We start from the raw sequence: 13712 nt of genomic DNA, 5'->3' as shown, positions 1-13712 counted from the left end.
TTCTGCCCCAAAATAACAATAAAACGGTGACCACAATGAAAGCGCGACTGAGCGTCATGATGTTCCTGCAATTCTTCATCTGGGGCGGCTGGTTCGTCACCCTCGGCACCTTCCTCGCCAGCAACCTGGGGGCCAGCGGCGGGCAGATCGGCATGGCGTTTTCCACCCAGTCGTGGGGGGCGATCATCGCCCCGTTTATCATCGGCCTGATCGCCGACCGCTACTTCAACGCCGAGCGCATCCTGGCGGTGCTGCACCTGATCGGCGCGGTGCTGCTGTACCAGCTGTACCGCGCGCCGGACTTCGTCGGCTTTTATCCCTACGTGCTGGCATACATGGTCATCTACATGCCGACCCTGGCACTGGTGAACTCGGTGGCCTTCCGGCAAATGAGCGACCCGGCCCAGGAGTTTTCGCGCATCCGTGTGTGGGGCACCCTGGGCTGGATTGTTGCGGGGCTGGTGATCAGCTTTGTGTTCGCCTGGGATTCGCAGCAGTCGATCACCACGGGCGCGTTGCGCAACACCTTCCTGATGTCTGCCATCGCGTCAGTGGTGCTGGGTTTCTACAGCTTCACCTTGCCGCGTACCGCGCCCTTGAAAGCCGAGGCGGGCAAGGGTGATATCAAGCAACTGCTCGGGCTGGATGCGCTGGGGTTGCTCAAGGATCGCAGCTACCTGGTGTTCTTCATCGCCTCGATCCTGATCTGCATTCCCCTGGCGTTCTACTACCAGAACGCCAACCCGTTTCTCGCGGAAATCGGCGTGACCAACCCCACGGCAAAAATGGCCATTGGGCAAGTGTCCGAGGTGCTGTTCATGCTGCTATTGCCGCTGTTCATCCAGCGTTTTGGCATCAAGGTCGCGCTGTTGGTGGGCATGCTGGCGTGGGCGCTGCGCTATGCGCTGTTCGCCTACGGCAATAATGGCGAGCTGGCCTTCATGCTGTTTACCGGGATTGCGCTGCATGGCATCTGCTATGACTTCTTCTTTGTCTCGGGGCAGATCTACACCGACGCCAAGGCCCCGGAGCGCTTCAGGAGTTCGGCGCAGGGGCTGATTACCCTGGCTACGTACGGTGTGGGCATGTTGATTGGGTTCTGGGTGGCAGGGCAGGTGACCGACCACTATGTGGCGGCGGGTAGCAGCCATGACTGGCGCAGCATCTGGCTGTTTCCGGCGGGGTTTGCGCTGGTGATCTTTTTTTGTTTTTCGCTGGCGTTCAAGGGGCGGGAGCGGGTGGCAGCAGAGCCGGCTGATTGACGCATGGCGCCCGCAAAGCGGCGTTGCGCAGCGTTGGTATCGCGCTAGAATGGCCCGGCGCAGCGAGTCGACTGTGCGGCCAGAATGTTTGAAGGAGACGCTAATTGCTGTGCAACCAGTGCGAAGAAGAACACCGGATTGACGAGATGGAGCTGGCGTTTCGACGTCCTGATGCCGTTATGGCGCTATCGCAAGACGACAGAGAGAGTGGGGTCCAGGAGAATAATGACCTGGCCATCATCGGCGGTAAGCAATTTTTCATTCGTGCGTTGCTGCCATTGCCGGTGCTGGGTCGCGAGGAGGTTTTTCACATCGGTATTTGGGTCAGGATCGAGCAGTTGGATTTTGAGCGGGTTTACGAACTCTGGGATGACCCGCAGCAATCAAGCGAACCACCGTTTTCGGTGACGATTGCCAATGACATCCCGGGTCTGCCTGCAACATGTGGGCTCCCCGCCATGCTGAACCTGACTGACCCGGCTAACCGGCCAAAGGTGACGCTGATCGCGAGTAACCATCCGCTGTCGCTTGAGCAATGCCGAGGCATTACGGCGCATCGTGCACACGAATATGTGGTGTGGACACGTTGACGCCACTGCCAGTAGAGACCATAAGAAACGCTGCGACCGAATGCCCGACTCTTCATGGATCGACCAACAGTTAAAGTCTGAATAAACGAAGACCTCGTTATGCGCGCCTGCGCGTTTCTACCCCCTGGGTTTCAGGTATCCTCCGCGCCCGCCAATCACTATTTTCCAAACCATGCCAGAACACAACATGCAGGCCCTGTTGGAGTCGATCCTCGACGAAGTCCGTCCACTGATCGGCCTCGGCAAGGTCGCCGACTACATCCCCGCGCTCGCCGACGTGCCGGCCCAGCAACTGGGCATTGCCGTGTATGGCAATGACGGCTCGTCCTACTGCGCGGGTGATGCTCACACCTTGTTCTCCGTACAGAGCATCTCCAAGGTATTCAGCCTGGTGCAGGCCATCGACCATGGCGGCGAAAGCATCTGGGAACGCCTGGGCCACGAACCTTCGGGGCAGCCGTTCAACTCCATGGTGCAGCTGGAGTTCGAGCGTGGGCGGCCACGTAACCCGTTTATCAACGCCGGTGCGCTGGTGATCTGCGACATCAACCAATCGCGCTTTGCCGTGCCTATTTTGTCCATGCGTGATTTTGTGCGGCGGCTTTCGGGCAACCCGCAGATTCTGGTCAACAGCGTGGTGGCCGAATCCGAAGCCCAGCACGGTGCGCGTAATGCGGCCATGGCGTACCTGATGAAGTCCTTCGGCAACTTCCACAATGACGTGGATGCAGTGCTGCACAGCTACTTCAACTATTGCGCATTGCAGATGAGCTGCCTGGACCTGGCCAAGGCATTTTGCTTCCTGGCGAATGAGGGGGTGTGCACCCACAGCGGCGAGCAGATTCTGACGGCGCGCCAGACCAAGCAAGTGAACTCGATCATGGCCACCAGCGGGCTGTATGACGAGGCGGGGAATTTTGCGTATCGCGTCGGGTTGCCGGGAAAGAGCGGGGTAGGCGGCGGGATTCTCGCGGTGGTGCCGGGGCAGTTTACGGTGTGCGTGTGGTCGCCGGAGTTGAATGCGGCAGGCAATTCGCTGGCGGGGATGAAGGCGTTGGAGTTGTTGAGCGAGCGGATCGGATGGTCGGTTTTTTGAAGAGACTTGATCGCTCCCACGCTCTGCGTGGGAGCGCAGCCCTGGACGCTCTGCGTCTGCCTTTGTGACGCGGAGCGTCACCGTAGGCATTCCCACGCGGAGCGTGGGAACGAGCTCAGCGCGGGCTGGTTTGCGCGCATCGATCCAGCGCTTTGTCGACCAGCATCTGCACACCTTCCAGCATCCGGCAAATGCCCAGCGCCACGTTGCGCTGGGTACCATCGACTTCGAAGGCCAGGTGAGCGGCGATGACATTGATCGACGCCAGGTCTTGCGAGGCATTGGCCAGCAAGGTTTCCGTGTCCAGGTCCGTACGCACGGTAAATAATCCATCGAACGGTAGCTCGGTGGGTTCAGGCGGTTGGGGTTGGGCGTCAGGTTTCAGATAGTGGTGAATGGCGCGGTAAGCGGCTTCTTGAAGCCGGTCGGTATGCGGTGGGGGATTTGGGCTGTCTTTAATCATGGTGAAGCTCCTTTGTGAATGGAGCTGCCACGATTCGCGGTCAAACGATTAGGGTGGCAGCTATACGCGGGTTGACCGACCGGCCCAAAGAACAAAACCGGCATACCCGAAGGTATCCCGCGTACAGCTGCCGCGACACAATACATCAGGCGTAAAAAAAACGCCCAAGATCGGTTTTGGCGCAGTTGTTCTATGGTTGCGGACGGTCAAATCCGGTCGCTGAATTGGCAGCGACTGCGGGAGGTTAGTCAGCCCGGGTCCGACCGACAACCTGAAACAGTTGTCGGAAAAATCCGAGCATGTCTCCCTCAGTCAGAGACGGTCCATGTTGCACAATCGTGTGGTCCAGGCCACCGCCAAGTCGGTGCTCCGGCTATTGATCGCTCCCACGCTCTGCGTGGGAGCGCAGCCCTGGACGCTCTGCGTCTGCCTTTGTGACGCGGAGCGTCACCGTAGGCATTCCCACGCGGAGCGTGGGAACGAGCTTAAAATCCGAGTGCGTCTCCCTGTCGAGGAGAGTGCTGCTACCATCGACGCAATCCCTCATCAGTCAGAGACAATCCATGTTGCCTAATCGCGTGGTCCAGGCCGCCGCCAAGTCGGTGCTGCAGCAGCTCGTTACGCGGATCACGCCACAGTCCACCGAAGCCTCCATCGCCGAAATGGCGACGCAGATGCTCGCGGATTCCGGCTATCCGCAGACCTGGTATTACGACTGCCCGGCCTTCGTATTGCTGGGTTCGCGCAGTGCGCTTTCGGTGTCGGGACGCGACTATCGGCCCAGTGATGAAGCCGTTGGTTTACACAATCTGATCACGGTGGATTTGAGCCCGAGAGCAGGCAATGTGTGGGGCGACTGTGCCCGCTCTTTCTATGTGGAGGAGGGCGTGTGCCGGGCGGTGCCGGTGGGGGCCGAGTTCAGCAGGGGTTATGAAGTCGAGCACCTGCTACACGCGATGATGCGCACATTCGCCCGGCCTGAAACCACGTTCAACGATCTCCACGCGTTCGCCAATGACCTGATCGCATCCGAGGGTTTCGAGAACCTCGATTTCGCCGGCAACGTCGGCCACAGCATCTGCGAGCAGCGTGACCAAAGGCTCTACATCGAGGCGGGCAATCATCGGCGCCTGGAGGAGGTGACGTGCTTTACCTTCGAGCCGCATGCTCGCGAGCGAGGCGGTCGCTGGGGCTACAAGCATGAAAATATCTATTTCTTCAGTGATGAGGGAAAGGTCTGCGAGCTTTGACGAAGGCGCCGGTCTCCTGAGGACACGCGGCGCCTTCGGTTTTTTCGCGAGCAAGCTCGCTCCTACAGGGAGAGGCGATCCAGCAGGCTGTACCACGCCACGCCCGCGCCGATGTAGAAGCGTTGCAAGCCATGCAGTGGCAACCGCTGCAAAGGCGTTACCGGGTAAGCGAAGTCGGAGCGGCTGTCACACAGGCGCCCGGCCAATTGCTGGCCGAGGCTGGTGCACAAGGCAATCCCGCGTCCGTTACAGCCCAATGCCAGGGTCAGGCCGGGTGCGGGTTCGTGGACGTGAGGCATAAAGTCCCGGGTGATCGCGATCCGGCCCGCCCAGCGGTACTCGAAGTCCAGCTTGCCCAACTGGGGAAACAACAGTGCCAGCGAACGTTCCAGGTGCGCAAAATCCGCGGGCCCGGTGGGATCTTCGAACAACCCGCGCCCGCCCATCAGCAGGCGGCCATGGGCATCCTTGCGAAAGTAAAGCAACAGGCGCTGTGCGGTTGAGACGGTTTCCTGCCCCGGCAAAATGCTCTCGGCCGCAGGCCCGCTCAAGGGCCGGGTGGCGACGATAAAACTGTTGGCCGCGAGCACACTCTGGGCCATGCCGGGCCACAAGTCGCCGCTGTAGCCGTTGGTGGCCAGTACCACCTGGCCGGCCGACACCTGCGCGCCGCTCGCGGTCTGCAACTTCCAGCCCGCGCCCGCCTGTTGCATCGCGGTCACTGCGCTCTGCCCATGAATGCGCACGCCCGCCGCCTGGGCTGCACGCACCAGGCCCCGAGCATAGGCCAAGGGTTGGATGGCACCCGCGCGACCGTCCAGCCAGCCACCGGCAAACGCCTGGCTGCCCATGCGGGCGGACACCGCGCTGGCATCCAGGCGCTGCACCGGCACCCCGCGACGTGCCCACTGTTCGGCCCGGGCGTGCAGGCCCGCCACGCCTTTTTCGGAATAGGAAACCTGCATCCAGCCCTTGCGTGTGGGCGCACAGTCAATGCCATGGCGCTCGATCAGGTTGAACACCAGGTCTGCCGAGTTGGACACGGTGTTGATCAGTGGCTCGGCGCGCTCGGCACCGTACATCTGCACCAGTTGATCCGGGTCGTATTTGAGTGTCGGGTTGACCTGCCCGCCATTGCGCCCCGACGCGCCCCAGCCAGGTTCGTTGGCCTCCAGCACGCACACGCTGACGCCGCGCTCCGCGAGGTGCAGGGCTGTCGACAAACCGGTATACCCGGCGCCGACGATGGCCACGTCCACCTTCAATGACTCAGCCAACGCGGGTGTTTGCGGTGCAGCGGGCGCCGTCGCGGCCCAGAGTGACTTCATGGCAGGCTCCGGGTGTTGGCCGTCGGGTGCAGCACGCGGCGCAGGAAGTCCTGGGTGCGCGGTTGTTGCGGGTTGCCCAGCACCTGCTCGGCCGGCCCGCTCTCCACGATGTAGCCGCCGTGCAGGAAGCACACGCGGTCGGCCACTTCCCGGGCAAAGCCCATTTCGTGGGTCACCACGATCATGGTCATGCCTTCGTCGGCGAGGGTGCGCATGACCTCCAGCACATCGCCCACCAGTTCCGGGTCGAGGGCCGAAGTGGGTTCGTCGAACAGCATGGCGTCGGGTTTCATCGCCAGTGCGCGGGCGATGGCCACCCGCTGTTGCTGGCCGCCGGAGAGTTGTTCCGGGTAGGCATCGGCCTTGGCCGACAGGCCGACTTTATCCAGCAGCGCCAAGGCTTCTTCCCGGGCCTGTTGCAGCGGTTCGCCCTTGACGTACACCGGGCCTTCCATCACGTTTTCCAGCACGGTGCGATGGGGGAACAGGTTGAAGCGCTGGAACACCATGCCCATGCGGCTGCGCAGGGCATGCACGGTCTTGCTGCTGCGCTGCACGGTTTCACCGAATACGCGGATGGTGCCGCCGTCGTAGGCTTCCAGGGCATTGATGCAGCGCAGCAGGGTGGATTTGCCCGAGCCGGACGGGCCGATCAGGCACACCACTTCGCCCTTGGCCACGTCCAGGTCGACGCCGTGCAGCACGCGATGGGTGCCGTAGTGTTTTTGCAGTTGGCGAATCTCGATCATGCTTTTTTCCTCCGGCCCAGGTGCTGTTCCATGCGGCGCAGGCCATACACCAGCGGCAGGCTCATCAGCAGGTAGAGCAGGGCGACCAGGGTGTAGACGGTCATGTTCTGGAAGGTGGACGAGGCGATCAGTTGGCCCTGGCGCGTCATCTCGGCCACGGTGATGGTCGACACCAGCGATGAGTCCTTGAGCATCATCACCAGGGTGTTGCCGTAGGGCGGCAAGGCGATGCGAAACGCCTGAGGCAGGATCACCCGGCGCATCATCAGCACCGAGCGCATGCCCAGGGCTTCGGCGGCTTCACGCTGGCCCTGTTCGACGGCGATGATGCCGGTACGGAAGTTCTCCGCCTGATACGCCGAGTAGGCGATGCCCATGCCGATCACACCCGCCTGGAATGCACTGAGGTGCACGCCCATGTCCGGCAACACGAAGTAGATGTAGAACAGCTGCACGATGATCGGCAGGCCGCGAATCACATTGATCACGGTGCTCGCCGCCCACGACAGCGCCTTGATCGGCGACAGCTTGAGCAGCGCCAGCACCAGGCCGATCGCGCTGCTGAGCAGGAACGACAGCACGGTGATCTGGATCGTCACCCAGGCGCCTTGCAGCAGGATCGGCAGGAAGTCCCGGGCATTTTGCAGGAATTCAGCCGGGTTCATGGCTGCACCTGGGCATCAAGCCCCCACTTCTTCAGGATCGCGTCCAGGGTGCCGTCGGCCTTGATGCTGGCGATGGCCTGGTTCAGGCGTTCGAGGGTTTCGCTGTCGCCTTTGCGCACCACCAGGCACACCTCGCCGACGTTGACCGGCTTGTAGTCGGCGGCGAGCTTCACGCCCTTGAACAGCTTCTGGCGGATCTGGTACGCCACCACCGGCTGGTCACCCACGGCGGCCTTGATGCGGCCCAGGCTCAGGTCGCGGACCATTTCGCCGATGGAGTCGTAGGTGCGGATTTCCTTGAAGATTCCCAGCTTGTTGAGCATGTCGTAGAAGATCGTGCCGGCTTGTACACCCACTACCTGGTCCTTCAAGGAGCTGAGGTCGGTATAGGTCGCGTTGTCGTCGGCACTCACGATCAGCCCTTCACCGTAGGCGTACACCGGCGCGCTGAAGTCCACCACCTGGGCACGCTCCGGGGTCTTGAGCATGCCGGCGGCGATGAAGTCGAGCTTGCCCGAGGTGAGGGACGGGATCAGCGCGGCAAAGTTGGTCTGCTCGATTTCGCTGGTGAAACCACCGGCCTTGCCCACTGCGTTGGCGACGTCGACCATCACGCCCTGGATGCTGTTGCTCTTGATGTCGAGGAAGGTGAACGGCGAACCGCTGGCCGTTGCACCGACTTTGTACGAGGCTGCACCGGCGGCGTGCACGGTGGCCACGCAAAAGGTGGCGCAAAGACCGAAGGCGAGGCGGCGAAACAAGGGCGAAAGACTGTTCATCGGGTTACTCCAGAAGGAAAACGGATCGTCAGTACCGCGAGCGGTTACCGAGCAAACCGCAAGCTCTGTGCCATTTCGATTAAATAAAATCGTTTTGCGCTATAGAAAATCTACAAAATGAACCATTCGTATCGGTATGCGATTTTAAGTAGTCGAATTTGGCAGTTTGGTGTAGAAATATCGCCACGCTTGATCGACCTGACCGCGAGTTCGCCATGTCCGAAGAACGCAACAGCTTGCACAACCAATCCCTGGAAAAAGGCCTGTCGGTGCTCAAGGCATTCAGCGCCCAGCGCCGCAGCATGAGCCTTGCAGAGGTGGCCGAGGCCGCCGGCATGACCAAAAGCTCGGCCCAGCGCATGGTGTTTACCCTCGAGAGCCTGGGTTACCTTCGGAAACACTCGCGCACCCGTCATTACCAACTCACACCACGGGTGCTGGAGTTGGGCTTCAGTTATCTGGATGCGCATTCGCTGATTGAAGTGGCCAACCCGTTCCTCTCGGAATTGACCCGCCTGACGGGAGAAACCTCGTGCCTGACCGAGCCTGCGGGTTACGACATGACGTATATCGCGCGGTTTGTCAGCTCCGGCTTCGTGCCGGTACACATGCCGATTGGCTCGCGGGTGCCGATGTATTGCACGGCGTCGGGGCGCGCGTATCTGAGTGCGTTGCCGCAGGATGAGGCGCTGGCATTGATCGAGCACAGCCAGCGGGTGGCGCACACCAGCCAGACGTTGACTGAGGTCGACAGGATCATGGAGTCGTTGCAGCAGGTGCGCGAGCAGGGCTATGCGGTGAATGGCCAGGAACTGTTCCTGGGGGACATGACCATCGGCGCGCCGGTGCTGGGGGCGAACGGTCGGCCGGTGGCGGCGGTGCATGTGGTGGCGCCGACCAGTCGCTGGAGCAGGGCGGATGCAGAGAAGCAGTTGGCGCCGGCGTTGTTGCAGTGCTCAAGGGCGTTGAGCAATTCGGCCCGCAACCTGGAGTAACCCGCTCTCAAGAACACAGCAAATCCAAAATGTGGGAGCGGGCTTGCTCGCGAATGCGGTGTATCAGTCGCCAGATGCAGTGACTGGCACACCGCATTCGCGAGCAAGCCCGCTCCCACATTTTGATCTTCATTGTTCTTTGATATTTATGTGAGCCCCAACAAAAAATGCGCCCCTGAGGGCGCATTTTTTTGTTCGGTCAACTATCGCCTGTCAGGCAATCGCATCCCAGGCACGGTCACCGTTCTCGTCTTTGATCCGAGTCGGCAAGCCCATCACGTCCAGCGCCTTCAGGAACGGCTCAGCCGGCAGTTCCTCGACGTTGGCCATGTGCTTCACGTCCCACTCGCCACGGGCAACCAGCAGCGCTGCGGCTACAGGCGGTACGCCGGCGGTGTAGGAGATGCCCTGGCTGTCGGTCTCGGCGAAGGCTTCTTCGTGGCAGGCCACGTTGTAGATGAACAGCTCGCGTGGCTGGCCATCCTTGGTGCCCTTGACCAGGTCGCCGATGCAGGTCTTGCCGGTGTAGCCAGGCGCCAGCGACGACGGGTCGGGCAGCACGGCCTTGACCAGTTTCAGCGGCACGACTTCCAGGCCTTCGGCGGTGGTGACCGGTTTTTCGGAGAGCAGGCCGAGGTTTTTCAGCACGGTGAACACGTTGATGTAGTGTTCGCCGAAGCTCATCCAGAAACGCACATTGGGCACGTCGAGGTTTTTCGACAGCGAGTGCACTTCATCGTGGCCGGTCAGGTACAGGTTCTGCGAACCGACCACAGGCAGGTCGTCGGTGCGTTTGACTTCGAACATGGTGTTGCTGGTCCACTGGCTGTTCTGCCAGCTCCACACCTGTCCGGTGAATTCGCGGAAGTTGATTTCCGGGTCGAAATTGGTGGCGAAATATTTGCCATGGGAGCCGGCATTGACGTCGAGAATGTCGATCGAATCAATGCGGTCGAAATGCTTTTGTTGCGCCAGCGCTGCATAAGCGTTGACCACACCCGGGTCGAAGCCCACGCCAAGGATGGCCGTGATGTTCTTCTGTTTGCACTCTTCCAGGTGGTTCCATTCGTAGTTGCCGTACCACGGCGGGGTCTCGCAGACCTTGCCCGGCTCTTCGTGGATGGCGGTGTCGAGGTACGCAACGCCGGTGTCGATGCAGGCACGCAATACCGACATGTTGAGGAACGCGGAACCGACGTTGATGACGATCTGCGATTCAGTCTCGCGGATCAGTGCCTTGGTCGCTTCCACGTCCAAAGCGTTCAGCGCGAAGGCCTGGATGTCGGCGGGTACCTTGAGGCTACCCTTGGCCTTGACGCTGTCGATGATGGCCTGGCATTTGGAGATGTTGCGCGACGCGATAGCAATACGACCGAGTTCGTCGTTGTGCTGCGCGCACTTGTGGGCCACCACCTTGGCGACACCTCCTGCACCAATGATAAGAACGTTCTTTTTCAATTGCTTTATCTCTCCTTTATCTGTCCGCTTTACGAAAGGCTGGACAGGTAGTCGTCGTAACCAAATTCACGAACCACTTCGACTGTACCGTCGAGTTGTTTCACTACGATGGACGGCATTTTCAGGCCGTTGAACCAGTTTTTCTTGACCATGGTGTAGCCTGCCGTGTCGATGAACGACAGTCGATCGCCGATGGCCAGCGGCTGATCAAATTGGTACTCACCGAAGATGTCCCCGGCCAGGCACGACTTGCCGCACACCATGTAGGTGTGTTCGCCATTGCTTGGCGCCAGCTTGGCGTTCAGGCGATAGATCAGCAGGTCCAGCAGGTGGGCTTCGATGGAGCTGTCTACCACGGCGAGGTTCTTGCCGTTGTAGAGGGTGTCGAGCACGGTCACTTCCAGGGACGCGCTGTTGGTGATCGCCGCTTCGCCGGGTTCCAGGTACACCTGCACGTCGTACTTCTGCGAGAACGCCTTGAGGCGCTGGCAGAAGGCGTCGATGGCATAGCCTTCACCGGTGAAGTGGATGCCGCCGCCGAGGCTGACCCAGTTGACCTTGTGCAGCAGCGCGCCGAAGCGTTCTTCGATGGTGTTGAGCATCTGGTCGAACAGGTTGAAATCACCGTTCTCGCAGTTGTTGTGGAACATGAAGCCGGAGATTTGCTCGATCACACCTTCGATCTTCACCGGGTCCCACTCGCCCAGGCGGCTGAACGGGCGCGCCGGGTCGGCCAGCAGGTAGTCGGAGCTGCTCACTTGCGGGTTGACGCGCAGGCCGCGGGTCTTGCCTTCGCTGCGCTCGGCAAAGCGCTGCAGCTGGCTGATGGAGTTGAAGATGATCTTGTCGCAGTTGTCGAGCATCTCCTCGATTTCATCGTCGGCCCAGGCCACGCTGTAGGCGTGGGCTTCACCTTCGAACTTCTGGCGACCCAGCTTGAGCTCGTACAGCGACGACGAGGTGGTGCCGTCCATGTATTCCTGCATCAGGTCGAACACCGACCAGGTGGCGAAGCATTTGAGGGCCAGAAGAGCCTTGGCGCCGGACTGTTCGCGCACGTAGGCGATCTTCTGCATGTTGACCAGAAGCTTCTGTTTGTCGATGAGGTAGTACGGCGTTTTGATCATTTTCAGAGCCTGCGGCGGTGCCTGCCAAAAAAGGACACGCATTGTGCCCGCACTTGGGACAGATCGAAAGGTTAGTCAGCGGAATTTGCTGGCCCGGTTATAAGCTGGCCTGTGAATATGACAGCCCGTAGGTATGATGAGCCGCTTTGATAACGGACCACGGCTTGGGCGACGAGAGGTGAGAGTGGACGCATGGACGCTGCATTGGCTGGAAGCTTCGGGGAGCCTGGCGCAGTTTCGCCCGGAGTTGATCCGAGAGTTTGAGGTTGCCTACGAGGCAATCGCGCAATTGCTGCCGCCGCCGCGGCTGGACATTCTGATCCAGCGGTTGCCGGGGGAGACCCTTCCGGAACTCGGCCTGATGGGCCGTGCTTATCGCAGCACGATGTTCAGCATGACCCTTGATCCCGATAACCCGAATTTCCTCACCAGCCTGCGAAGCGGTGCATTGCGTCGACACGTGGTGCATGAGGTGCACCATTGCCTGCGCATGGCGGGCCCCGGTTATGGCTGGACGCTGGGGGAGGCGATGGTCAGTGAAGGCCTGGCCGGGCAGTTTGTGCGGCAGGTGCTGGGCAGTGAGCCGGAGCAGTGGGAGAGGGCGCTTGCACCCCAGGAACTGCTGAGTTCCCCGGTAGACCGCCAGCTTCTCGAGGCCACGTATTACGACCACAGCGAATGGTTCTTTGGTACCGGCGCGCGGCCAAGATGGCTGGGGTACACGCTGGGCTACCAGATGGTGGAAACCTGGCTGGCAACGCAGGGCGACGTGGACGCCGCCACATGGGTCAATGTACCCGCCCAAGACATACTCGCCAACGCCGCCAAAGCGGGGTTGGTGGCCTGACTTTGAAACACAAGCCCACCAAACAACCCCTATCCCCTGTGGGAGCTGTCGAGCCTCAGCGAGGCTGCGAAGGCGGCGGCACAGCCGATAAAATAAGCTGCCTGACACACCGCTATCGCAGCCTCGCTAAAGCTCGACAGCTCCCACATGACAAAAACGCACCCACACTGACATCAAACCGTCATCTCCCCCCGAACGTATTCAGGCCGGTTGTCGTTGATCACCTGCATGAAGCCTCCTGATCAATTAATGATTTAGCGTGGGTTGCATGTTCGTCTTGTACCGGCTCAAACCCGCAGCGCAGATAAAAGCTTGCGCCCTCGTGGGTGTCGGTAGACAGGCGCACGACATGGAAGGATTGCGCAGCGCGTGCCAAAAGCTGGCCTACCAACGCTTTGCCCACCTGGCGTCCCCTTGATGCCTGTGCGACGTACACCCGGCGCAGCCTGCCAACCTCCGGACCGGCGTAAGGGTCATGGGACAAACCGCCAACGGCGATCAACTGCCCGTTGCTGAATACACCCAAAAGACATTCGCCTGGCTGGTCAAAACGGTTGGCGCCGCTGGACCACTCTGCAACGAGTCGCGTGAGAAACCTGAATCCTTCGGCGACGGCTTCTGCTTCCAATACCAGGATCTCTTCGGGCAACGCCGAGAGGGTGCGTATCGACAAACCGTCCTCTGATTCAGCCACTGCGATTCTCCAGATCCAGCCAAGCGGCCTTGGAGTCAACGCAGGAGTGCTCCTGCTTGCCAGGCAAGAGCGGCGTATCGAGTGTAGCGATTGCTATCGAGACCCAGTCTGGGTAAACACCATTGATATCGGACCAGAACATCGACGAGCCGCAGCGTGAGCAAAACTCACGAAACACACCCTCGGAAGATTCATAAGCCTTGAGCGTTTGCAGCGAAGACTCGATGTGCACCGACGATTTCGGAGCACTCGCGTATGTCGCGAAGGCGGAGCCGTGACTCTTTTGGCATTTTTTGCAGTGGCAATGCGTCACAGCTTTCAGCGGTGTCGATACTCGGTAGCTGACCGCGCCGCACAGGCAGCTACCCTGGTGAAGTCCTTCCATGTTGATTCAATCCCAAGCTCAATG

At 60.5% G+C, this 13712-nt stretch carries 15 protein-coding genes; 6 read left to right on the top strand and 9 right to left on the bottom strand.

The features are described 5' to 3' along the window. Positions 1 to 35 precede the first annotated feature (35 nt). The 3 genes from HX873_RS26375 (at position 36) to glsB (ending at position 2948) form a co-directional block, all read left to right on the top strand. A complete protein-coding gene (locus HX873_RS26375) occupies positions 36 to 1262 on the top strand; it encodes a nucleoside permease (protein WP_177123427.1) in 1227 nt (408 codons plus the stop codon). A gap of 104 nt (positions 1263 to 1366) precedes the next feature. Next, complete coding sequence (locus HX873_RS26370) at positions 1367 to 1852, top strand: DUF2199 domain-containing protein (RefSeq protein ID WP_177022014.1); 486 nt, start codon at positions 1367 to 1369, stop codon at positions 1850 to 1852. A 187-nt stretch (positions 1853 to 2039) separates the two neighbouring features. Then, positions 2040 to 2948: a glutaminase B gene (glsB, locus tag HX873_RS26365; protein WP_003211397.1), complete on the top strand. Its 909-nt coding sequence runs from the start codon at positions 2040 to 2042 to the stop codon at positions 2946 to 2948. A gap of 115 nt (positions 2949 to 3063) precedes the next feature. Here glsB and HX873_RS26360 read toward each other — a convergent pair whose 3' ends face one another. Continuing rightward, the gene (locus HX873_RS26360; protein WP_003211399.1) at positions 3064 to 3411 is read right to left on the bottom strand and encodes a DUF6124 family protein; all 348 of its coding nucleotides are present in this window, start codon (positions 3409 to 3411) and stop codon (positions 3064 to 3066) included. A gap of 563 nt (positions 3412 to 3974) precedes the next feature. Here HX873_RS26360 and HX873_RS26355 point away from each other — a divergent pair. Then, on the top strand, positions 3975 to 4661 hold the full coding sequence (locus tag HX873_RS26355) for a M24 family metallopeptidase (protein ID WP_087694233.1): 687 nt from the start codon (positions 3975 to 3977) through the stop codon (positions 4659 to 4661). A gap of 62 nt (positions 4662 to 4723) precedes the next feature. On the opposite strand, the gene HX873_RS26350 is transcribed toward HX873_RS26355, so the two are convergent. From HX873_RS26350 to HX873_RS26335, 4 genes are read right to left on the bottom strand one after another with little or no spacing between them, the layout of a single operon-like run. Beyond that, positions 4724 to 5989, bottom strand: coding sequence for an FAD-binding oxidoreductase (locus HX873_RS26350; protein ID WP_177123426.1), 1266 nt, complete (start codon positions 5987 to 5989; stop codon positions 4724 to 4726). Further along, on the bottom strand, positions 5986 to 6738 hold the full coding sequence (locus tag HX873_RS26345; RefSeq protein WP_177019934.1) for an amino acid ABC transporter ATP-binding protein: 753 nt from the start codon (positions 6736 to 6738) through the stop codon (positions 5986 to 5988). Before HX873_RS26345 ends, HX873_RS26350 begins: the two co-directional genes overlap by 4 nt. Beyond that, positions 6735 to 7403 (bottom strand): ectoine/hydroxyectoine ABC transporter permease subunit EhuD, encoded by a 669-nt coding sequence (gene ehuD / locus HX873_RS26340; RefSeq protein WP_003211406.1) that lies wholly within the window; start codon positions 7401 to 7403, stop codon positions 6735 to 6737. Before ehuD ends, HX873_RS26345 begins: the two co-directional genes overlap by 4 nt. After that, complete coding sequence (locus HX873_RS26335) at positions 7400 to 8182, bottom strand: ABC transporter substrate-binding protein (protein WP_102605802.1); 783 nt, start codon at positions 8180 to 8182, stop codon at positions 7400 to 7402. Before HX873_RS26335 ends, ehuD begins: the two co-directional genes overlap by 4 nt. A gap of 215 nt (positions 8183 to 8397) precedes the next feature. Here HX873_RS26335 and HX873_RS26330 point away from each other — a divergent pair, with 215 nt between their 5' ends. Beyond that, the gene (locus HX873_RS26330) at positions 8398 to 9177 is read left to right on the top strand and encodes an IclR family transcriptional regulator (RefSeq protein ID WP_008435411.1); all 780 of its coding nucleotides are present in this window, start codon (positions 8398 to 8400) and stop codon (positions 9175 to 9177) included. Between the two features lie 213 nt (positions 9178 to 9390). Here HX873_RS26330 and HX873_RS26325 read toward each other — a convergent pair whose 3' ends face one another. Together HX873_RS26325 and HX873_RS26320 are read right to left on the bottom strand one after the other, a co-directional pair. Beyond that, positions 9391 to 10635 (bottom strand): saccharopine dehydrogenase family protein, encoded by a 1245-nt coding sequence (locus tag HX873_RS26325; RefSeq protein WP_003211412.1) that lies wholly within the window; start codon positions 10633 to 10635, stop codon positions 9391 to 9393. A gap of 29 nt (positions 10636 to 10664) precedes the next feature. Then, positions 10665 to 11762: a carboxynorspermidine decarboxylase gene (locus HX873_RS26320; RefSeq protein ID WP_003211413.1), complete on the bottom strand. Its 1098-nt coding sequence runs from the start codon at positions 11760 to 11762 to the stop codon at positions 10665 to 10667. A 184-nt stretch (positions 11763 to 11946) separates the two neighbouring features. On the opposite strand from HX873_RS26320, the gene HX873_RS26315 reads away from it, so the two are divergent. Beyond that, the gene (locus HX873_RS26315) at positions 11947 to 12609 is read left to right on the top strand and encodes a DUF2268 domain-containing putative Zn-dependent protease (RefSeq protein WP_177067510.1); all 663 of its coding nucleotides are present in this window, start codon (positions 11947 to 11949) and stop codon (positions 12607 to 12609) included. Between the two features lie 220 nt (positions 12610 to 12829). On the opposite strand, the gene HX873_RS26310 is transcribed toward HX873_RS26315, so the two are convergent. Together HX873_RS26310 and HX873_RS26305 are read right to left on the bottom strand one after the other, a co-directional pair. Continuing rightward, positions 12830 to 13303, bottom strand: a complete 474-nt coding sequence (locus HX873_RS26310; RefSeq protein WP_003210233.1) for a GNAT family N-acetyltransferase — start codon at positions 13301 to 13303, stop codon at positions 12830 to 12832. After that, positions 13296 to 13688, bottom strand: coding sequence for a GFA family protein (locus tag HX873_RS26305; RefSeq protein ID WP_003210231.1), 393 nt, complete (start codon positions 13686 to 13688; stop codon positions 13296 to 13298). Before HX873_RS26305 ends, HX873_RS26310 begins: the two co-directional genes overlap by 8 nt. Between the last annotated feature and the right edge of the window lie 24 nt (positions 13689 to 13712).

The organism is Pseudomonas sp. P7758 (assembly GCF_013386485.1).
In the GTDB taxonomy this organism is placed as follows: Bacteria; Pseudomonadota; Gammaproteobacteria; order Pseudomonadales; family Pseudomonadaceae; genus Aquipseudomonas.
This window is presented reverse-complemented; position numbering and strand designations above follow the sequence as displayed.

Excerpts from the sequence above, each read along its gene's own strand:
- HX873_RS26345 (WP_177019934.1), bottom strand. The coding sequence starts at position 6,738 with ATGATCGAGATTCGCCAACTGCAAAAACACTACGGCACCCATCGCGTG.
- HX873_RS26355 (WP_087694233.1), top strand. The coding sequence starts at position 3,975 with ATGTTGCCTAATCGCGTGGTCCAGGCCGCCGCCAAGTCGGTGCTGCAG.
- HX873_RS26350 (WP_177123426.1), bottom strand. The coding sequence starts at position 5,989 with ATGAAGTCACTCTGGGCCGCGACGGCGCCCGCTGCACCGCAAACACCC.
- HX873_RS26360 (WP_003211399.1), bottom strand. The coding sequence starts at position 3,411 with ATGATTAAAGACAGCCCAAATCCCCCACCGCATACCGACCGGCTTCAA.
- glsB (WP_003211397.1), top strand. The coding sequence starts at position 2,040 with ATGCAGGCCCTGTTGGAGTCGATCCTCGACGAAGTCCGTCCACTGATC.
- HX873_RS26305 (WP_003210231.1), bottom strand. The coding sequence starts at position 13,688 with ATGGAAGGACTTCACCAGGGTAGCTGCCTGTGCGGCGCGGTCAGCTAC.
- HX873_RS26375 (WP_177123427.1), top strand. The coding sequence starts at position 36 with ATGAAAGCGCGACTGAGCGTCATGATGTTCCTGCAATTCTTCATCTGG.
- HX873_RS26335 (WP_102605802.1), bottom strand. The coding sequence starts at position 8,182 with ATGAACAGTCTTTCGCCCTTGTTTCGCCGCCTCGCCTTCGGTCTTTGC.
- ehuD (WP_003211406.1), bottom strand. The coding sequence starts at position 7,403 with ATGAACCCGGCTGAATTCCTGCAAAATGCCCGGGACTTCCTGCCGATC.
- HX873_RS26330 (WP_008435411.1), top strand. The coding sequence starts at position 8,398 with ATGTCCGAAGAACGCAACAGCTTGCACAACCAATCCCTGGAAAAAGGC.
- HX873_RS26320 (WP_003211413.1), bottom strand. The coding sequence starts at position 11,762 with ATGATCAAAACGCCGTACTACCTCATCGACAAACAGAAGCTTCTGGTC.